This is a genomic window from Ureibacillus sp. FSL K6-3587, assembly GCF_038593165.1.
GTDB classification, from domain to species: domain Bacteria; phylum Bacillota; class Bacilli; order Bacillales_A; family Planococcaceae; genus Ureibacillus; species Ureibacillus suwonensis.
The window spans coordinates 1,878,195-1,899,299 of the sequence record NZ_CP151969.1 but is presented as its reverse complement, the minus strand read 5'-3'; the positions used below and the strand labels follow the sequence as shown (position 1 = coordinate 1,899,299).

The 21,105-nt window shown below is 41.3% G+C and carries 18 protein-coding genes and 1 riboswitch; of the genes, 9 read left to right on the top strand and 9 right to left on the bottom strand.

The annotated features are described in order from the left end of the window. Nucleotides 1-8 precede the first annotated feature (8 nt). Entirely contained in the window at nucleotides 9-653 is a 645-nt protein-coding gene (gene ribE, locus NSS77_RS09285) for a riboflavin synthase (RefSeq protein ID WP_342468541.1), read from the bottom strand. 227 nt (nucleotides 654-880) lie between these two features. Further along, nucleotides 881-1,015: riboswitch (FMN riboswitch) on the bottom strand. Nucleotides 1,016-1,160: 145 nt separating this feature from the next. Here ribE and rlmD point away from each other — a divergent pair. From rlmD to NSS77_RS09270, 3 genes are all read left to right on the top strand, one after another. Next, nucleotides 1,161-2,546 (top strand): 23S rRNA (uracil(1939)-C(5))-methyltransferase RlmD, encoded by a 1,386-nt coding sequence (gene rlmD / locus NSS77_RS09280; protein ID WP_342468540.1) that lies wholly within the window; start codon nucleotides 1,161-1,163, stop codon nucleotides 2,544-2,546. A gap of 181 nt (nucleotides 2,547-2,727) precedes the next feature. Next, nucleotides 2,728-3,831: a glycosyltransferase family 2 protein gene (locus NSS77_RS09275; RefSeq protein ID WP_342468539.1), complete on the top strand. Its 1,104-nt coding sequence runs from the start codon at nucleotides 2,728-2,730 to the stop codon at nucleotides 3,829-3,831. Between the two features lie 75 nt (nucleotides 3,832-3,906). Beyond that, nucleotides 3,907-4,593 carry a DapH/DapD/GlmU-related protein gene (locus tag NSS77_RS09270; RefSeq protein WP_342468538.1) on the top strand — a complete coding sequence of 229 codons (687 nt, stop codon included), beginning with the start codon at nucleotides 3,907-3,909 and terminating at the stop codon, nucleotides 4,591-4,593. Between the two features lie 64 nt (nucleotides 4,594-4,657). Here NSS77_RS09270 and NSS77_RS09265 read toward each other — a convergent pair whose 3' ends face one another. The 3 genes from NSS77_RS09265 to NSS77_RS09255 form a co-directional block, all read right to left on the bottom strand. Next, the gene (locus NSS77_RS09265) at nucleotides 4,658-5,614 is read right to left on the bottom strand and encodes a Gfo/Idh/MocA family oxidoreductase (protein ID WP_342468537.1); all 957 of its coding nucleotides are present in this window, start codon (nucleotides 5,612-5,614) and stop codon (nucleotides 4,658-4,660) included. Beyond that, nucleotides 5,611-6,717, bottom strand: coding sequence for a DegT/DnrJ/EryC1/StrS family aminotransferase (locus tag NSS77_RS09260; RefSeq protein ID WP_342468536.1), 1,107 nt, complete (start codon nucleotides 6,715-6,717; stop codon nucleotides 5,611-5,613). Before NSS77_RS09260 ends, NSS77_RS09265 begins: the two co-directional genes overlap by 4 nt. A 74-nt stretch (nucleotides 6,718-6,791) precedes the next feature. Beyond that, nucleotides 6,792-7,763, bottom strand: coding sequence for a glycosyltransferase (locus NSS77_RS09255; RefSeq protein WP_342468535.1), 972 nt, complete (start codon nucleotides 7,761-7,763; stop codon nucleotides 6,792-6,794). A 190-nt stretch (nucleotides 7,764-7,953) separates the two neighbouring features. Between NSS77_RS09255 and NSS77_RS09250 the strand changes: the two genes are divergently transcribed. Beyond that, nucleotides 7,954-9,231, top strand: a complete 1,278-nt coding sequence (locus NSS77_RS09250; RefSeq protein WP_342468534.1) for a nucleotide sugar dehydrogenase — start codon at nucleotides 7,954-7,956, stop codon at nucleotides 9,229-9,231. A gap of 82 nt (nucleotides 9,232-9,313) precedes the next feature. Here NSS77_RS09250 and NSS77_RS09245 read toward each other — a convergent pair whose 3' ends face one another. The 4 genes from NSS77_RS09245 to NSS77_RS09230 all read right to left on the bottom strand — a co-directional run bounded on the left by NSS77_RS09245 (nucleotide 9,314) and on the right by NSS77_RS09230 (nucleotide 13,785). After that, nucleotides 9,314-10,420 (bottom strand): glycosyltransferase, encoded by a 1,107-nt coding sequence (locus tag NSS77_RS09245; RefSeq protein ID WP_342468533.1) that lies wholly within the window; start codon nucleotides 10,418-10,420, stop codon nucleotides 9,314-9,316. After that, nucleotides 10,417-12,129: a glycosyltransferase family 4 protein gene (locus tag NSS77_RS09240; protein WP_342468532.1), complete on the bottom strand. Its 1,713-nt coding sequence runs from the start codon at nucleotides 12,127-12,129 to the stop codon at nucleotides 10,417-10,419. The genes NSS77_RS09245 and NSS77_RS09240 overlap by 4 nt, the downstream gene beginning before the upstream one ends. Nucleotides 12,130-12,287: 158 nt before the next feature. Then, nucleotides 12,288-13,391 (bottom strand): DUF5808 domain-containing protein, encoded by a 1,104-nt coding sequence (locus NSS77_RS09235; RefSeq protein WP_342468531.1) that lies wholly within the window; start codon nucleotides 13,389-13,391, stop codon nucleotides 12,288-12,290. A gap of 13 nt (nucleotides 13,392-13,404) precedes the next feature. Further along, nucleotides 13,405-13,785: a GntR family transcriptional regulator gene (locus NSS77_RS09230; RefSeq protein ID WP_342468530.1), complete on the bottom strand. Its 381-nt coding sequence runs from the start codon at nucleotides 13,783-13,785 to the stop codon at nucleotides 13,405-13,407. Nucleotides 13,786-14,118: 333 nt separating this feature from the next. On the opposite strand from NSS77_RS09230, the gene NSS77_RS09225 reads away from it, so the two are divergent. From NSS77_RS09225 to NSS77_RS09205, 5 genes are all read left to right on the top strand, one after another. After that, nucleotides 14,119-15,345, top strand: coding sequence for a saccharopine dehydrogenase family protein (locus tag NSS77_RS09225; RefSeq protein WP_342468529.1), 1,227 nt, complete (start codon nucleotides 14,119-14,121; stop codon nucleotides 15,343-15,345). Next, complete coding sequence (gene nspC / locus NSS77_RS09220) at nucleotides 15,345-16,484, top strand: carboxynorspermidine decarboxylase (RefSeq protein WP_342468528.1); 1,140 nt, start codon at nucleotides 15,345-15,347, stop codon at nucleotides 16,482-16,484. Before NSS77_RS09225 ends, nspC begins: the two co-directional genes overlap by 1 nt. Before the next feature lie 408 nt (nucleotides 16,485-16,892). Continuing rightward, entirely contained in the window at nucleotides 16,893-17,081 is a 189-nt protein-coding gene (locus NSS77_RS09215) for an SE1561 family protein (protein WP_141601829.1), read from the top strand. A 278-nt stretch (nucleotides 17,082-17,359) separates the two neighbouring features. After that, nucleotides 17,360-17,806 carry a pyridoxal-phosphate dependent enzyme gene (locus NSS77_RS09210; RefSeq protein ID WP_342468527.1) on the top strand — a complete coding sequence of 149 codons (447 nt, stop codon included), beginning with the start codon at nucleotides 17,360-17,362 and terminating at the stop codon, nucleotides 17,804-17,806. 183 nt (nucleotides 17,807-17,989) lie between these two features. Then, nucleotides 17,990-19,540: a fumarate hydratase gene (locus tag NSS77_RS09205; protein WP_342468526.1), complete on the top strand. Its 1,551-nt coding sequence runs from the start codon at nucleotides 17,990-17,992 to the stop codon at nucleotides 19,538-19,540. 142 nt (nucleotides 19,541-19,682) lie between these two features. On the opposite strand, the gene NSS77_RS09200 is transcribed toward NSS77_RS09205, so the two are convergent. Continuing rightward, nucleotides 19,683-21,056 (bottom strand): L-cystine transporter, encoded by a 1,374-nt coding sequence (locus NSS77_RS09200; RefSeq protein ID WP_342468525.1) that lies wholly within the window; start codon nucleotides 21,054-21,056, stop codon nucleotides 19,683-19,685. Between the last annotated feature and the right edge of the window lie 49 nt (nucleotides 21,057-21,105).

Below are 21,105 nucleotides of genomic sequence, written 5' to 3'. Positions count from 1 at the left end.
CACCATCCTTAAAATCCGTTTTGAGTCAAAAATTCCAATGTAATGTTTGATTCTTCTTTAGTATTTATTCTCTTCAAATGATGCAACACATATTTTCCGAGCATATCCGTTTCTATATTCACCTGATCGCCGATTCCCTTCATTCCCAAAATCGTTTCTGCATACGTATGCGGAATGAGCGAAATGGTGATGGCCGTGTCACTGACTCCAAAAATGGTCAAACTTGTACCATCGACGGTGATGGAACCTTTCGGAATGCATTGTTCCAGCAGCTCTTTTGGGATTTCGATTTCGTAATACACGGCATTGGATACCGGTTTCTTGCTGCGGATTGTTCCCACTCCATCCACATGTCCGGAAACGATATGCCCTCCAAAACGGCCGCCAGCTGCCATTGCCCTTTCCAAATTGACATAGTCTCCTTTTTTCAACTGATGAATCGTCGTCGCCTTCACCGTTTCCGGCATGACATCGACCGTCATCTCGTCCTTCGTTAAATGTGTCACCGTTAAACAAACGCCATTGACAGCAATACTATCTCCAAGAGACGCATCAGACACGATTTTTGGCGAGCGGATCACAATCTTCATACTTTTCTCGTCTTTTTCAATCCCAGTGACAATCCCTTTATCCTCAATAATTCCGGTAAACATGAAAATCCCCCTTTTCCAATATATATAAGTAAAAAACCCCGCTAAGTCGCCTTAACGGGGTTGGGAGAACGATGAAATTTTTAGGCAGCACAAAAAAGCCTTGAATCAGGCCCATTTTAAAAATACACCTAAATAAAAAACTCCCGCCAAATTGCGGGAGAACGGATTGCAAAAAAGTGAATACGAAAGTAAGCCATTAATCAGCGGACTAATGGACTTTCTCACAAACCATCCTTCTCCCATCCAGACTTTCACTGTCGGCTTTGGATTCGCACCAAATCCTGCTCGAAAAGAGCTCGCGGGCTTAGAAGCAATGCTTCATCACCGCCGGCTGGGAATTTCACCCGACCCCGAAGGATATGAAAGAATATTCAGTTTATATTTTATATAACAATAACATTTATTCTGAAGAAAATCCATACATATGGCTAACTTATTCTTATGAAATTTTACCTTCCCTTATTCGGTTGCTATAATATTTGAAGATGAAATAAAGGACGTGAAAGTATGTCTGATAAAGTAAAAATCGAAATCGGTCAAAAATTCCCTTTAACAATAAAAAGGCTTGGCATTAATGGAGAAGGGGTCGGTTTTTTTAAGCGGAATGTCATTTTTGTGAAAGGCGCCCTTCCCGGTGAAGTCATCACAGCAAAAGTATCGAAAATCCATCCCAATTATGCCGAGGCGGAAATTGTGCGAATAAGAGAATCTTCAAAACATCGTGTCAATCCGCCTTGCGCGGTCTACGAACAATGCGGCGGATGCCAATTGCAGCATTTGTCTTATGAAGGACAACTGAAAGAAAAGCGCGACATTGTGATTCAATCGCTGGAAAAATTCGTTCCGCATATTGTAGGGAAAGTGGAGATAAGACCTGCAATAGGGATGGAGAATCCTTGGCATTATCGAAACAAGAGCGCTTTTCAAGTCCGTAAAATCGGACATGAAGTGAAGGCCGGGCTATTTATTGAAGGAACAAACAAACTTTTAAATCTTGATGACTGCCTTGTGCAGCATCCTGCCACAACAAAGATCACGGTCGGCATCCGGAATCTTTTGGAACAACTCGGCATCCCGATCTATGATGGAAAATCAAAAGGAATCATTCGCACCATCGTTGTCCGGACAGGCATTCAAACCGGAGAAACGCAAGTCTGCCTCGTCACAACAAAAAAAGATATTCCTCGTAAAAAGGAATTAGTTCAAGGCATTAAAGAATTAGATTCCAGTATCGTTTCCATCACCCAAAATATCAATCCGGCCAAAACTTCCCTCATTTTTGGGGATGAGACGATTGTGCTTGACGGCAAGGAAACGATTCATGAACAATTGGGCGGGCTTTCTTTTGATTTGTCTTCCCGTGCGTTTTTTCAATTAAATCCTGAGCAAACAGTCGTATTATATGATGAAATCAAAAAAGCGGCACAACTCTCCGGCAACGAAACCGTGGTCGATGCTTACTGCGGCGTTGGAACGATTGGGCTGTGGCTGGCGAAAGACGCAAAAGAAGTGCGGGGAATGGATGTCGTTCCGGAATCCGTTGAAGATGCGAGAAAGAATGCCCGGAAACATGGATTTTCTCACGCGAAATTCTTCACCGGCACAGCGGAAGAATGGCTCAAGAAGTGGGCGAATGAAGGATTTGTTCCGGATGTTGTCACGGTCGATCCGCCGCGCACCGGCCTTGCGCCAAGTTTTATCAATACCGTATTAAACATTAAGCCAAAGCGGTTTGTCTATACCTCCTGCAATCCTTCCACTTTCGCCAGGGATTTAAAAGAACTGATAAAAATGTACAAAGTGGAGTATATCCAGCCCGTTGACATGTTCCCTCAAACAGCCAGGGTTGAAGTGGTCGCGAAATTAACATTAAAACACAAATGCCTGACTTGAGATCGGGGGCAGCCAGTGCCATTTACTATGCCAGAATCATCGTCCTGCGCCGCGCGCTCACACAAGGTGATTATCGTTTCATCGGTAATCACCTTTTTCTTTTATTAATCAACTGGCGGTTTCGAAATCTCTAATCGCCACATATATATATAAAATGTATTAATGCTTAAGGAGTGTAAGGATGCCGACGATCAGTCTTTGCATGATTGTGAAAAATGAAGAAGAGGTTCTGGCGAATTGTTTATCAAGCGTGGCAGGGATATGTGATGAAATCATCATTGTCGACACCGGATCGACTGACAATACAAAGGAAGTGGCGCGAAAATTTACGGATAAAATCTATGACTTCACCTGGATTGACGATTTCGCGGCAGCAAGGAACTATTCCTTCAGCCTGGCGACAAAAGATTATATTCTCTGGTTGGATGCGGATGACGTGATTCCCACGGAAGAACAGGAAAAATTCAAAGCATTGAAAAAAACGCTCACTGACGATATCGATGCTGTTTCCATGAACTATATCGTTCAAACCGACAATCACGGAAACCCGACCTTCCATTATCGGAGAAACCGGCTTGTGAAACGCAGCAAAGGATTCAAATGGATCGGACCTGTCCATGAATATCTCGAGGTTTACGGAAATATATTGGAAGCGGACGTTTCCATTCTTCATAACAAAAAAAAGAAGAAGAAAGCGGATTCTCAGTCTATCGGCAGAAATCTGAGAATTTATGAAAACCGGATCAAAAAAGGGGAAGAATTTTCGCCAAGGGACTTATTTTATTATGCCAACGAGCTCAAAGACCATAAACAATATAAAAAGGCGATTACCTATTACCGGGAATTTTTGGATGGCAAAAAGGGCTGGATAGAAGATAATATCCGGGCTTGCATCTATATGGCCGACTGCTATGCCCAGCTCGGGGAGCAGGATAACGAACTTACATCACTGCTAAAAACCTTTGCCTATGATGAACCGAGATCAGAAGCTTGTTGCCGTATCGGTGATATCTTCAAATCAAAGAATAATTTCAAAACCGCCGTATTTTGGTATGAATTGGCAATAAAAATGAAAGATAAAAAAACAGGCGGTTTCCATCAAGCCGCTTATTCGACCTGGTATCCGCACCTTGCTCTTTGCGTCTCTTACTGGCAATTGGGAAATGTCGAAGAGTCCATCAAACATCATGAATTGACAAAACAATATATCCCCAACGATCCAAAAGTTTTATTTAATGAGGAATTTTTTAAAAACTACAAGAACAGCAAAAACGCCAATCAATAGCGGAACCGCATGATCAAGCCGGCCATTTGGAATACCGGTACTGTTTTATGAATACAGAAACGAAAGGATGACAAAGTGGGGCAATCCCAACTCCCTGAAAGTGTGAAACTTGGGCAACATGTGGTAATAGAGGAAGGGGTCAAAATCGGGGAAAACGTAACGATCGGCCACCATACAGTAATCCTGAAAGGCACGGTGATCGGTGATAATGTCATCATCGGCTCCAATTGTGTTTTGGGAGTCAAAAAAAGCGGAAACCAAAAAATGAGGGCTTCCGATGTCAAACAGCCGAATTTAATCATCGGAGAAAATACAAAAATCGGCAACAACGTGACAATTTATGCCGGTTCCGAAATTGCCGATCATGTTTTTGTTGCGGATCACGCCAGCATCCGCGAAAACTCGACGATCGGCAGCCAAACGGTCATCGGCAGAGGGGCGATCGTCGAGTTGAATACGTCTATCGGAAAAAGATGCACCGTTCAAACCCTGGCTTATATCACCGGAGATACCATTTTGGAAGATGATGTATTTATCGGTCCGTGCGTGTCCATGTCCAATGACAAATACATGGGGAAACAGCCGTATCAACTGAAGGGAGCCCATATAAAAAAGGGGGCGAAAATCGGCAATAACGCCACCCTTCTCCCAAATATCACAATTGGCGAAAATGCCATTGTCGGCGCTGGATCCGTAGTGACAAAGGATGTTCCGGCCAACGTGACGGTTGTTGGCGTCCCTGCGAAAAAAATAACCAAATAAGTGAGCTGACTGCAAAAAATGTATAACTCTTTTACCAACCCGCAAAGAGTTATACATTTCTTTTTTACTTTGAATCTATTAAACATTGTTTTATTTTCAATGCAACTTCTACGGCCGCCCTTCCTTCATCCACGCCGACAAGCGGCTCCGAATCCGAATCAATGCAGTCAACAAAATGGCGAAGTTCTTCCAACAGAGGATCGGAATATGGAAGAGTAATATTGGCAATGACATTTTCTGTTCCGACCAGAAAAGTCAAATGATAATCATTCAATTCTTTCATGATCAATTGCTGCTGCCTCATCAAATAATTGGTTTTAATCACTTTTTCCTTTTCATAAACAATAAATTCCCTCACCTTTTCATGGGAAATATTGCTGGCCATCAAATTGGCCACAATTCCGTTTTCAAACAGCAGCAATGCGGAAACCGTGTCAAATTTATCGGAATCACGCAATCGGATTCCTTCCGCTGATACGCGTTTGATTGGACTTTTGATAAGACTCAAAATAATGTCGATATCATGAATCATGACATCCAATACAACATCCGTATCTTTTATACGATCAGAATAAGCAAGTCTTTTTGCGTCAATATTGATAATTTGATCCGGTTGAATATATTCGTGGATTCTTTGGATGGCCGGATTGAACCGTTCAATGTGGCCCACTTGGAATTTCAGTCTTTTATTTTTCAACAACTTTTTTATTTTATCGGCTTCTTCCAACGTCATTGTCATCGGCTTTTCAACAAAAACATGTTTGTTTTTCATAACCGCTTCCGCCACCAACGAAAAATGGAATGTCGTGGGTGCCGCTATAATGACCGCATCAATATTTTTCAGCAATTCGGAATACGAATCAAAGGCTTTGACATGGAACGATTTACTGATTTGAGCTGCTCTTTGGAAATCTTTATCATAAACTCCGATAAAATTTACATTTTTCATTTGGATCAATTTGGAACAATGCAAAAAGCCCATTTTCCCGGTACCTGCGACACCGACACGGATTCCGCTCATGGTGAAACACCTGCGAAATCTTTCATAGTTTTAATGATATATTCCTGTTCCGAGACTGTTAACGTAGGATTGATTGGCAGTGCCAAAATATGTTTTGCCGCATTTTCCGCAACAGGAAAATCACCCTGCCGGTATTGGAGATAATCGAAAGCTTTTTGAAGATGCAATGGGACCGGATAGTAGATTCCTGTTGCAATCCCTTTTTCCTTAAGAAAACCGATAAGCTGTTCCCTATCATCCACTTCAATGCAATATTGATGATACGTATGGGTTCGATCCGTATATTGCGGCGGTTTTTTCTTCATATTCGGAAGCTCCTGGGTATATGTGTTGGCCACGATGATTCTCTTAAATAGAAACATATCCAACAATTTAAGTTTTTCGATCAAAATGGCGGCCTGGATTTCGTCGAGCCGGCTATTCATCCCGATAAAATCATGGATATATCTCTCTTCACTGCCATGATTTCGCAATTGGCAAATTTTCTTATAAAGATCCGGATCGTTTGTGACAACCAATCCGCCATCTCCAAATGCGCCCAAATTTTTTGTCGGGAAGAAGGAGAAACATCCGATATCGCCGATGCCGCCTACCCGTTTTCCTTTATATTCTGTTCCAATCGCTTGGCACGCATCCTCAATCACTTTTAATTGATGCGCCGAAGCAATCTCCATTATTTTATCCATTTCCGCCGCCATGCCGAACAGATGGACAACGATAATCGCTTTCGTTTTATCCGTGATCGCTTTTTCGATTTTATTGACATCGATGTTGTAGGTGTCCGGCTCGATATCGACAAATACAGGTTTAGCTCCAACCTTCGCAATGACTTCCGCCGTGGCAAAAAAAGTGAATGGCGTAGTGATCACTTCATCGCCTTCTCCAATGCCCAATGCCGCAAGGGCGAGAAGCAATGCATCCGTTCCGTTGGCAACGCCTGCCGCATACTTGACACCCAAGTAATTGGCAATCTCCTTTTCAAATTGCTCCACTTTGTTTCCCAGAATATATGAACCGCTTTGCAGCACTTCGATGACAGCTTTTTCAATATTTTTTCCATATAACCCATACTCTTTTTTCAAGTCGATCAAGGGAATATTCAACTTAATCCCTCCTTATCCCTTATAAGACTTGCTAATTATTAAACTATGCACTCGTTTTCTATCTGATTGTGCCTTTATAGTTTTTGAATGAACTTTTGCACCTCATCGACAAATTCTTTTGCCCTGACATCATTCGTATGTCTCGTATGGGTGAATTGGTAGCCGTTTTCGGTGATCCGCTTTCTCTCTTCTTCATTTTTCAAATAGTACATCGCCTTTTCATAGAAATCAGACTGGCTGCAAGCAACAAAATTTTCCCCGTCTTTGAATCCCAGCTCCAAAATATCCGGAACAGGTTCTGCCAGAAGGAGGGTTTTACAAGCAGGGGCTTCAAAATATTTGAAAACGGGATATTTCAAGACGGAACCGCAAGTAAAGAACATTTTTGAACGATTCAGTTCTTGTGCATATTTCTCATTCAACAAGGCACTTTCAGGAGCGTTATGGCCCGGATGCGGATGAAAGACGAATCCTTCCATTCCCCTCATTTTCTCCAATACCGCTTCCCTGAATGGGTATCTCCCTTTTGGCGTCATTGTTTGATAGCCCGTTTTTTTTGTCCTGTCATACAATTGGCCCATCAATAAAAAATTAATATCCTTTTCCAACTGCCAATCTTTGAAAACGGTCGGATCGATGGAAAAAGGGAAAAATCTGAATTTATCTTTAAATCTTCCATAGGTTTTCAAAAAAGTGGACTTCGATGCGGAAAAGATGAGGTCCATTTTGGTTTGGTCGAAATATTTTCTCCTCTCGCCAGGGGAATAATGGGCATCATACAAATAGCAACCCTTTGGAATATCGACTTCGCCAAGTCCCGAAATCCTCGGCGCCAATACATAGCCCCAGCCGATATCATAATGGAAAATAAAATCAGGTTTGAATGGGATTTCTTTCAGAATGTCGTGAATGTTTCCGTCCTTGTACCAATATTGGACCTCTGCATATTTTTCGATTGCTCTGATCATTTCAAATTTATTTTTATGTTTTGGAAATTTCTTGGTAAACGGACGAATCAAGATCAATATCTTCAGTTTTTTTGACATTTATATCTCCTCCTAACCTGCACAACTTCCAATATATGTTTCATAGATTCCAAATGTATAAACGTTCTAATCAAATTCTGAAAATATTATTTGCGTTTACACGATCATAATGTTTTCGACATATATTTATGTGGAGGTTTCCTATAGGAAAACCGCATTGTTGTTCAGGTAACGAAAAGGAGATGGATATATGGAAACTGTCACTGTTGTCGGCTTAGGAAAAATCGGGTTGCCTCTCGCCTCCGTTTTCGCCAACTCGGGCCATTTCAATGTCATTGGTGCCGATAAAAACGAAAAAGTCGTGGAAACCGTGAATAAAGGAATTTCACATATTTCAAATGAACCGGGGCTGGATCAGCTGCTATACCAGGCTTGGAAAAAGGGTACTTTCCGGGCCACGGTGGATACGGCGAAAGCGGTCAGCCAATCGGATGTGGTTGTGGTCATTGTGCCGGTGTTGGTGGATGATAAAGGAAAAATCAACTATGAATTTATCGACTCAGCGGTAGAGGATATTGGAAAGGGGATCCGGAAAGGGACACTTGTCATCTTCGAAACGACACTGCCTGCCGGAGATACGAGAAACCGTTTTGGAAAAAGGATCGAAGAACTTTCAGGACTGACATTGGGGACAGATTTTTATTTAGGCTACAGTCCGGAAAGGGTTTACTCCAATCGGATCATACAAGACCTCTCCAACTATCCGAAAATCGTCAGTGGTGATAGCGGGAAAAGTCTCCAAATGGTCATATCCTTCTATAAAAAAGCATTGAACTGCGATATCATCCCTGTCAGCAATTTGGAAACGGCGGAATTTACGAAAGTGGCCGAATCGGTTTACCGTGATGTCAATATCGCATTGGTCAATGAATTGGCCATTTATGCCGACTCATTGGGAGTGAATATGAAAGAAGTCATTCACGCTGCAAACAGCCAACCTTTTTCACATCTCCACTCACCTGGTGTCGGAGTGGGAGGCCATTGCATCCCGGTATATCCTTACTTTTTTATCAACAATGGATTAAGCCGCGGGTTGGTTCAGCTTTCAAGGGAAATCAATGACAAAATGGCCAAATATGCAGTGAATGAGATCGAAAAGCATTTCACCACTTTAAACAATAAAAACATTCTCATTTTAGGCCTTTCTTTCCGGGAAAATGTGAAAGAAACAACAAATTCCTCCACTTTGCTCCTGGTGGAAGAATTAAAACAAAAAGGCGCTGTAGTGTACGTCGATGATCCTCTGTACTCTGACGAAGAAATCGCGGCTTTCCAAGTTGAACCGTTTTCCATGAAAGACCGTGAAAAAATGGATGCCATCATTCTTCAAGCCTTTCATGACCAATACAAAAATTTCGACTTTAAAAACTTCCCTAACTGCCAATTCGTTTTAGATGGAAGAAATGTCCTCGACAAAAGAACAATCGAGGGGCTTGGAATGAAATATCGGGGCATCGGCGTGCAATAATGGCACACAAAAAAGGCTGATTGAAAGTCCGGTGGAACCGGCTTTCAATCAGCCTTTTGGCTATGCTCCCTTTCACAAATTCCTATCTGAAAGGATCCGCATGTTTATCAATCAAATTATACCCCCTCAAAATCCCGATCACTTTCAAATTCTTCACTGGGGTATGGTAATTTGGCGACAGCTGCAACGCCCTCAAAAATTGATCATAAGCTTCTTTGTATTTCCTCATATGAAGCAGCGCTTCCCCCAGATAATTTTCCTCGAGATGGTTCCGGTTCTCTATTTGTTGGAAATGATGGACGGCATGGGCGTAATTTTTTTCAACGAGCCCCTTCATGCCTTCAAAAAAGTGGCGATCCCTTTCCGTTTTCACTAATGGTATCGCCTCATAAAAAAGGGCATACCCCTCTCTTGTCATCCATCTTCTAGATAAAGCGAGGCCTGCAATCAATTTGGCCGCAAGCAACCGGTTTTCTACATCTTCTCCCAATTCCTTAAGAGTTTTCAAATCTTCCTCTTTGATATTCAGCTGGATATGTTTTGCCAAATCGTCATAACTTCTATTCTTCGTCAAATTCATTTGATGTCTTCTATAAAGATATAACGGTTCGGGGACATGGGAAGAACGCCATCCCCCTTTTGCCACTTTTAATACGAAATCCGTATCGGAACCGACTTTGATGCTCTCATCATAATAAAGATTTTCCACGGCTTCCTTTCTGAACAGGATACTGGCATTATTAAAAGGAGTGCCTACATTAAGGAAAAATGGGTAAATATCATCCGGTGAAATATTCCCTGTCTGCCAATAGCTGAAAGGGGAATCATTCTCGTTGATGAGCAGCATATCGGAATGGACATAACCGATGTGTTCACAACAAAATTCAGCCAATAACCTCTCAAAACGATGAGGAAGGGACAAATCATCCGCATCGTGGAATGTAATAAAATCCCCTTTGGCAAGTTTTAGTCCTTCGTTTCGGGTATGGGCAACCCCTTTGTTTTCCTCATGCTTGATATAGCGGATCCTTTCATCATGGAATGACAGGATGACCTCTTCACTATTGTCGGTTGATCCATCATTGATAATGATCAATTCAAAATCCTTTTCCGTCTGCTGTAATAGGCTATTGATTGAATCTTTAAGATAATCCCCGGCATTGTAAACTGACATAATGACACTGATCATCTGTTCACCCCTTTTATCCCCTCAGAATCGACCTTATAGAAAAATTCAGGATAATTGGCGGCATCGCCCAATATGTTGATTGGATAGGCATCTTTTTGCTGCCCTTCCAGCAATTGATTCAACTTATATAAATCGGCATTGTACGGATGTTGATCCATCAATTCTTTCAATCTCCTCTTGGCCTCTTCTTTTCTTTGCAATCTCATTAATGTCAGGATGACCCATCTTCCAAAAACGGCCTGTTCCTTTTCATCCCCTTTATTCTGCAATTCCGTAAATTCCTCCAAAGCTTGCTCAAATTGTTTCAACAGAAAAGATTGATAGCCTTTCATGTTATACAGTTGGAATTGATTGGACGGATATACGGGGCAGAAGCAGGTTTCCACCATTCCATCCCAGCAATCTCTGCGGACAGCCGCCGTTTCCCAACGGGCGATGACAGGAATTTTATCCGCTTGATAAATCACCGGCACTTTCACCAGATCCGCATTCGTGGAAAGCAGAAACTTTTCGAACCTAATGAAGTCTTCATGATTCAAACAATCCTCTTGGGAAATTTGGATTTCCCAGTCGCTCAAATGATTCTTCGGCTGCACTTGATAGGTTGCGGCTTCTTGATAAAAGTCCAAAATCTTTTCCATAATGGCCGTCCAGTTATATCGGTTTGCCGTTTCCAATCCGTTTTCAATCAACTTTTCCTTCAAACCGGGACTGGAAAGCAATTCTTTTATTTTATCCACCATATCCTCCGAATCTTTCATGCGGCAAATCAAGGCGTTGACTTGATGCTCGGCATATTCCAGCACCCCTTTGTTATCCGTAGTCACAACCGGACAACCGCAGGCCATCGCTTCAAGGGGAGGCAGGGAAAAGCTTTCATAGGTGGAGCCGCTGACGTATGCACTTGCCCCCCGATATAAGGAAGCAATCGTTTGTTGGGAAGGACTGACAAAATACTTCGTAACGCGTTTTTTCATTTTTTCCGATGGAGCTTCCGGGGTGATCCAATATAAATCAAGACCAAACTCGTCTTTGAGTTTTTCATAGGCATCAACAATATAAGTGATGCCTTTGAAAGACGCGCTTTCGCCGCCGATCATCAAAATATACGGGCGCTCTCCCATTTCTTTCGGCCCTTCAACGGTGAAGATGGATTCGTCTATTGCGTTCGGAAAAACCTTCGCTTCTCTTCCATAAATACTATTTATCAGCTCAGCCGCTGACCGGGAAACGGTATAAATAAACGGCGGCAATTCAAATTGTTTTCCGATGAATTGCTTTAATGTTTGGTTCATGCTTTGATAATCAAACAAATGAAAATCCCCTTGCTCAAAATACACAACCGGCGCTATACCGGTTTCAACGCACGGTTGGATGTGATCCCAGTAGGTGGCTACAATCAAATCACAGTCAGGTATCCCTTTTGCCAACTCCAATCCAAAGGGGACTTGAATATAATCCGCTTCGATTGGAAACCATTCCGGCTTTATATAATGGGTAACAATGGTGACTTTCGCTCCAAGTTGCCGAAGTCTGTTCGCGTGTTCAAAGATGACTTTCACCCCGCCCGAAACGCCGACATGGGTCATCACATAAACGATATGAAGTTCCCCGTTTTTCCCGTTACGTTTTAATATCCTTTGCTTCTCGGCATGCGAAATACGGGATAACCGATATTGAAACTCTATACTTCTAAGTTTTTGAATCAATCGTTTTCACCCTCAGACATTCGTTCGTTCCAAAGTAGTTTATGTAAAATTGATGTTTTAGTGATTATCATTTGATACCGTTTTGTCGGCAAAAAAACAGCCATCCCCCAGTGTATGGGATGGCTGTCATGTCATTTACAACACAAGGTGATTTCTTATTAGTTGAGAAGAAACGTTAACAGGAAAATGAGGATGATTGGAGCAAAGAGGATGATATAACCGATCGGATTTGCAAAATTGATCGTCCACCCCACGCCAAACCGTTTCTCTACGAAAATCGACGGGTCATTTTTATTAAAATAAAACAATCCCGCTTTCCAATACCGGTCATCATTCACATCCATTATTTCCTTTTCTTCTTCCAATTCAGATGATGATTTATCGGAACGTCCGACTTTCACAAAAAGATAGACTGTTCCTGCCAATATCAAAATGAATGTGCCAAAGGGAAGAAGGATTTTCAACAATGAATCGTTAAACAGTTCCGGATGAATGGTCGTCAATTGGAGGAACGAAAACATCATGGTGATTAATAAAACTGTATAAAAAGTAAACCAGCTCGTCGACTTTCGCAATGTCAGTTGGCGATTTTTCGATGCCCCCAGATTTGCAGCGCTCAGCTTGATTCCCGAATATTTCACTCCCAATTGGATTCCCAAAAACATCAATTGGAGCAACAGCAAAATCAGAAGCATTTGAACTGCGGTAAAAGGCGTCTTTTCAGTAAAGGCATCCGGTTCCCCGCTTGGACCCCAGTGGGTAGGGATTTGATCCGGCAGCAAGTCATACTGATAAACCGTATACCCTATCAATCCCACCGTAATGATCATCGGAAACAGATAAATATACCAAGGAGGCAAATAATCTTCGGACCGGACAGATAAATCGGCAACCGCCACCTGCTTCAATTCGTTTGTCCATTGCAATCCGCTTTTATATTGCTTCATCTTCTCACGGAAATAATAGTACAATGCAAGGCTTACAAAAATGATGCCAAACTCGATGGCTGTGCTAATGAGTATGATCAATTCATCAGAGGGCTTTTTCACTGCCACCCATATACAGAAAATCAAAATCATCAAAAAAGATACCGTACTGGCCCATGCTAAATATTGTCTTTTATAGGAACGTACCCGATCATCCCGAACTGATTGCTCCGGTATCGACACGCCAAAAACAACCGTTCTTTTTACAAAATAAGGCACTGCCGCTTGAATGACCGCTAAAAATAAAAGTACGAAAACCGCTATAAATAAAGCCATTATATTCCTCCTTTTAAGGACTTTTTTTCATCTCGCTAATAATTTTCCCAACCAGTTCCACCAATTCTTCGCCGGTCAATCCCAATACAAGGCCTTCCGCGATTTGAGGCTTCAATCTCTCATAAAGTCTGTCATAAGTGTTTTGATCCACACGGGGATGACTTTTAATGACGGCACCTGACTTGGGAACAATTTCGATGATCCCCTTTTTTTCCAATTCATGATAACTTTTATTGACCGTGTGCATATTCACACCTAAGTCCGCTGCAAAGGTGCGGACGGAAGGCAGGGATTCTCCCGGTTTTAATTCACCCTTTGCTATTCCTTCGATAATCTGGTTTGTCAGTTGAATATAGATAGGAATTTCTGATTCCGGCTCAATTCGGATTATCATTTCCTCACTCCAATCTGTTCTACACTTATTATAACAAATCTGTTCTATTTTGTGTAGAACAAAAATCCGTTATTGATGGGAATTTTATTGCAAATAAAAGGAATGAAAGAACATCCATTACGCCCTAATCAGAGAAAATTGTCGAATATACAAGAAAAATAGATACTTATAAGAGAATACCGATTGGTAAAAGTAAACATCAAATCCGGCAATGTTACATTATTGCAAATTTTTTTATTTTCATTTTAAAAACAATTGCTACTTAAGAAATAATTATGTATAATCTATTGCATTGCTTAATACTATTATTTTTCCTAAGGGGGTCATAATGAATTGGGTAAAGCATTGATTATTGGTGCTGGCGGTGTAGCTAGTGTTGTGGTACACAAATGTGTACAAAATTCAGACGTGTTCGAGGAAATTATGATTGCCAGTCGAACAAAGTCGAAATGTGATGCATTGAAAGAGAAACTCGACGGTGGCAAAACAATTATCCACACTGCTCAAGTAGATGCGGACAATGTGGACGAACTCGTCGAATTAATCAATGGTTTTAAACCGGATGTGGTGATCAACGTAGCATTACCATATCAAGATTTGAGTATTATGGAAGCTTGTTTAGCTACAGGTGTTCATTACTTGGATACTGCCAACTATGAACCGCCTGAAACAGCTAAATTTGAATATAAATGGCAATGGGCTTATAAAGAAAAATTTGAAAAAGCAGGTCTTACTGCAGTATTAGGCTGCGGATTCGACCCAGGTGTAACTGGAGTATTCACAGCTTACGCATTAAAACATCATTTCGATGAAATTCATTACATCGACATTTTGGACTGCAATGGCGGCGACCATGGCCTGCCATTCGCAACAAACTTCAACCCGGAAATCAACATCCGAGAAATCACGTCAAATGGCCGCTATTGGAAAGAAGGAAAATGGGTTGAAACAAAACCTTTGGAATACAAACAAGTTTACGACTTCCCAGAAGTAGGTCCAAAAGATATTTACCTTCTTTACCATGAAGAATTGGAATCTTTGGCGAAAAATGTGAAAGGGCTTAAACAAATCCGCTTCTGGATGACATTCTCTGAAAAATACTTAACACACTTACGGGTACTCGAAAATGTCGGAATGACATCAATTGAACCGATTGAATTTGAAGGCAAAATGATCCAGCCTCTTCAATTCTTGAAAGCGGTTCTTCCTGATCCGGCATCCCTTGGACCTCGTACAAAAGGGAAAACAAATATCGGTTGTATTTTCCGTGGCGTAAAAGACGGTAAAGAAAAAACATACTATTTATATAATGTATGTGACCATCAAGAATGCTATCGCGAAGTGGGCAGCCAAGCGATTTCTTATACAACTGGCGTACCGGCCATGATTGGTGCAAGCCTTGTCATCAAAGGGCTTTGGAAAAAACCGGGTGTTTGGAACGTAGAAGAATTCGATCCAGATCCATTCATGGAAGAATTAAATAAATGGGGACTTCCATGGAAAGAAAGCTTCAATCCAGAATTGCTTGAATTAGATTTGGAAAAACGTGAGGTAAAATAATGAAAGCGATTGACTGGAAAAGTGCACCATCCCCAAGTTATATTGTCGATGAACGCTTACTAAAACGGAATCTGGAGATATTGGATTCCGTCCAACAGCGTACAGGCTGCGATATATTGCTTGCGCTAAAAGGTTTTTCCATGTTTTCCACATTTCCTTTAGTGAGCAAATATTTGAAGGGGGTTACGGCAAGTTCCCTTTTTGAAGCCCGCTTAGGATACGAGGAATTTGGAAAAGAAGTGCATGCCTACTCACCAGCCTACGCTGAACATGAAATCGATGAATATTTGAAATATATCGACCATATCGTATTCAACTCTTTCAATCAATTAAATAAATATAAACAAAAGATTCAACAACTGGACAAGCACGTTTCTATCGGTTTGAGAGTGAACCCTGGTTATTCCGAAGTGGAAACGACACTTTATGACCCTTGTGCATTGAATTCCCGTTTAGGAATTCCTTTCGATCAATTCCGTCCGGATGAATTGGACGGCGTTGAGGGTCTTCACTTCCATGCGATGTGTGAACAAAATTCCGACGTGCTTGAACGGATCCTTCCTCATTTTGAAGAAAAGTATGGCAAGTACTTGCATCAAATGAAATGGGTCAACTTCGGCGGCGGACATCATATTACCCGCCCGGATTATGACATCGACAAACTGGTCGATCTCATCAACTATATTAAAAATAAATATGATGTCCAAGTCATTCTCGAACCAGGTGAAGCCATTGCTCTCAATACAGGCTACCTTGTGGCAACCGTGCTGGATATTGTCAAAAACGGGATGGAGATCGCCATTCTCGACACTTCCGCCACATGTCATATGCCGGATGTACTTGAGATGCCTTATCGTCCGCAAATTATCGGGGCAAGTACCCCTAATGATAAACCTTACACATACCGTCTCGGTGGAATGACATGCCTTGCTGGAGATGTGATCGGCGACTATTCTTTCGATGAACCGCTAAAACCTGGGGACAAAATTGTATTTACAGACATGGCCCATTACACAATGGTGAAAAACCATATGTTCAACGGTGTCAACTTGCCAAGCATCTGTTTATACAACGATGAAGAAGGAATTAAAGTCGTAAGACAATTTAAATACGAAGATTATCGCAATCGCTTATCTTAAACAGTCAAAGCGCCAATTCGGACCGGTTTCCGATTGGCGCTTTTTTATAGAAAAATCTATGAAACTTTAAAACCCCTGTGACCTGTGCATCCAAAAAGATGCACCTCACCGGGGTTTACCGCTTACTAACCACCATTATCGTTGCATAAACAGTTTCGGCTACAAGCCGGGCCGAAAGATTGTTTAGACTCCCTCCTTTGCAATAGAGTGAGCGTTTACTTTTCGACCAACTCCTTTGCGATTTAGTTAAGATTAATATATCACAAAGATTCATTATTGTAAATATTCTGAATAATCAAAAATAAAATCGGTATGAAATGCCTATACTTTTACAGAAAAATACTTTTTTACATGATTGCATATTTGGCGATTTTCCGTTATGATGACCTAGATGAAAGAGGTGGAAATGTGAAAGCGATTTATGACAAAAATAAGCAGGTGCAATATTTGAAAGAACGCCTGGAGATTTTCCTTGAAGTTTTGGAAGCGATTGATGAAGAAACTGCCGATCTTGAAGACATTGATCGCCTCATCCAAATGATTGACGATATTGAAGAGAAATTGGAGCAGTTTAAACATCGGTATGAAGAAGAATAAAGGTTGTTTACATAATCAGTGAAGGGTTTTCCTTCACTGATTTTTTTGTATGTGCGGATTTAATTACCTCTTTTTTTTCAAGATTACATGTCCCCTTTCCCCTCTCTTCCCCTGCATATCCCCCATTTATTTAATAAATTATTTTTTTCGTTAATTAAATATTTCTATTGATGATTTTACCGGCAACATATTGTCAATGCTCAATTTCGCATGTTAACATTCCAATAATCCCAATTGTAATAGTAGGTTATAAAATGATTTGGATTGGAGGAGATTAGATGAGTCAGGCAGTTACAAATAAAATTAAAAAGTCCATTACCGAGTTGGTCGGTCGGACCCCATTATTGCAACTTGTCAATTATGAAAAACAAAACCAATTGGAAGCGGAACTCATCGTAAAACTAGAATATTTTAACCCTGTCAACAGTGTAAAAGATCGCATTGCCAAATCTATGATTGAAGATGCAGAAGCAAAGGGTTTGTTAAAAAAGGGCGATACCATTGTGGAAACAACGAGCGGAAATACCGGCATCGGCGTTGCTGCCATTGCAGCTGCCAAAGGTTATAAATTCCGCGTCTACATCCAGGACAATGTCAGCATTGAACGGACGAAAGTCATACGTGCCTTTGGCGGTGAAGTCATCCCATTCTCGGAAGTCCCTGCCCTTGCAAAAGCAATGGAAAATTTACTAATCATTCTTTTTTTATCATTTATCGAAAATTAAAACATATTATTCATAGTTGTCAACTATATTTTTTTGTTAGCGTAATTGAAATAATTTATCAGTTCAAAAAAAATTTCTATTATAATTGTAATCTGCCATTTACTTTTATATAACAGACTTTTAATAATAATTTTAAAAATGTATAATATTCTAGAATTGAATTTTTTTTGGGGGGAAAATAATATGTCAGTCGCAACTACATATTTGCAAACGTTGGAGAAAAGCCTTTATGATTTGATTTGCGAAACATCTACAAACTTGCCAAAAGATGTTCGCCGTGCCATCAAAAGAGCAAAAGAAGCTGAAAATGCAGGCACTCGGGCTGCCATGAGTTTGGCAACCATCACAAGAAATATCGTAATGGCGGAAGACAATGTATCACCAATTTGCCAAGACACAGGACTTCCAACATTTAAAGTAAAAACTCCTATTGGCGCAAACCAATTAGAAATCAAAGAAGCCATCCGCAATGCGGTTAAAAAAGCGACAGAAGATGCGAAGCTCCGTCCAAACTCTGTTGATTCATTAACCGGCAAAAACAGTGGCGACAATCTTGGTGAAGGCGTTCCTGTGATCAAATTCGAACAATGGGAAAAAGATTACATTGAAGTGAAACTCATCTTAAAAGGCGGCGGCTGTGAAAACAAAAACGCCCAATACAGCTTGCCTTGCGAATTGGAAGGACTTGGCCGTGCCGGTCGTGACCTTGACGGAATCCGCAAATGTATCCTTCATGCAGTATGGAAAGCACAAGGACAAGGCTGTTCAGCAGGATTTATCGGTGTTGGTATCGGTGGAGACCGCTCCAGCAGTTACGATCTTGCCAAAGAACAATTATTCCGTCATTTGGAAGATACAAACCCAATTCCTGAACTTGCCAAATTGGAAGAATATATTGTAGAAAAAGCAAACACACTCGGTGTCGGAACAATGGGATTCGGCGGTGAAACAACATTATTGGGTTGTAAAATTGGCGTTATGCACCGTATCCCGGCTTCATTCTTTGTATCCATCGCGTATAACTGTTGGGCATTCCGTCGCATGGCGGTTGACATTGATGCCAATACAGGCGAAATCACAAATTGGCACTACCAAGATGGCGAAAAAATCACATTCCGCGATGAAGAAGAAAAAACTGAAACAAAATCCGAAAGCCGCGTAATTGAATTAAGAGCGCCTATCACAGAAGAACAAATTCGTGAATTAAAAGTGGGTGACGTTGTAAAAATCAGCGGACGCATGTACACAGGCCGCGATGCAATCCACCATCACTTAATGACACACGATGCACCTGTTGATTTAAATGGACAAATTATTTACCACTGCGGTCCGGTAATGGCAAAAGACGAAAATGGAAACTGGACAGTAAAAGCGGCTGGTCCTACAACTTCCATCCGTGAGGAGCCTTACCAAGGCGACATCATGAAAAAATTCGGCATCCGCGCAGTTATCGGTAAAGGCGGTATGGGTGCAAAAACGTTGAAAGCGTTGCAAGAACACGGCGGCGTTTACTTGAACGCGATTGGTGGAGCTGCCCAATATTATGCGGATTGCATTAAGAGCGTAGACGGTGTGGACTTCCTTGAATTCGGTATTCCTGAAGCAATGTGGCACTTGACTGTGGAAGACTTTACAGCGGTTGTCACAATGGATTCCCATGGAAACTCTTTACACGCAGATGTTGAAAAATCTTCCCTTGAAAAATTGGCTCAATATGCGGAAAGAGTATTCTAATCCAATCGGAATGAACTAAGTTTTGCTGTTCAAAGAATCAGATGGACATTTGATTCTTTGAACAGCTTTTTTATTAAAAAATGGACATTCACTTGTGATGAATGCCCATTTTCCTTTGGCGAATTTGAGTACTATTTAATGGTTAAACCAAAGATGTCTTTTCTGACGTGTCATTATAAATTTCTGTATCCAGTTCTTTTGTGATACGGCTTGATACAATACCGGACACCATGGAACCACTTACGTTCAGCGCAGTGCGCCCCATATCAATCAACGGTTCCACGGAAATCAAAATACCCGCAAGAGCGATCGGCAAATCCATCGCAGATAAGACAATGATTGCCGCAAACGTTGCACCACCGCCAACACCGGCAACACCAAATGAACTGATCGCAACGATCAAAATCAGCATTGCAATAAACCCAGGTGTGAACGGATCAATTCCCACAGTCGGCGCGATCATCACTGCCAACATAGCCGGATATACACCGGCACAACCATTTTGGCCAATGGATAAACCAAAAGAACCTGCAAAGTTGGCAATCCCTTCAGGAACACCCAAACGTTTTGTTTGCGTTTGAAGATTTAACGGCAATGTCGCTGCACTTGAGCGGGAAGAAAAGGCAAATAATAAAGTTTCCGCCACTTTTTTTACATATAAAACCGGATTTAGACCTGTCAATGAAACAATAATTAAATGGACGATAAACATGGAAATCAACGCCGCATAAGAAGCAATGACAAATTTGCCCAAATCGGCAATCGCCCCGAAGTCGCTTGTAGCAACCGTACGTGCCATAATCGCCAATACCCCGTATGGAGTCAGTTGCAACACGATGCGCACAACTCCCATTGTGAGGCCATAGATGGCATCGACGCCTTTTTTCACTGTGTTTGCTGTTTCCTCATCTTTTCGTCGAAGTTGTAAATAGGCAAACCCTAAAAAGGCCGCAAAAATGACAACCGCAATTGTTGAAGTGGAACGGGCACCTGTCATATCAAGGAATGGATTGGCAGGGAACATTTCCAAAATATGCTCCGGCAAAGTTTTAACCGATTCAGCTTTTTGCACAATTTCCTCCCCGCGTGCCGCTTCAGATTCCCCTTGCACGATTTGTGATGCATCCAAGTCAAAAATGGCCGTTGACAAAATGCCAAAGGATGCGGCAATGGCCGTTGTACCAATCAGTACCGCCAAAATAATGCTTGCAATTTTCCCTAAATTTTTTCCGATTGTCACTTTCGTAAATGCCGCCAAAATGGAAATAAATACTAAAGGCATAGCAACCATTTGCAATAATTTTACATAACCATTTCCGATGATATTAAACCATGGCATCGTTTTTGCGATCGTTTCGGAACCATATCCATAAATCCATTGCAAAACAACGCCAAATACGATCCCAATGGCGAGCGCTATGAACACCCTGTTCGAAAATTTCACATGTTTTTTCTTTAGAAAATATAAAAAGGCCAACAAGCCTATTAAAATCGCCATATTTATGATTATTCCCATCATATAACCTCCTTTTTTCTGAACAAACTTTATAATACATCTTTATTCC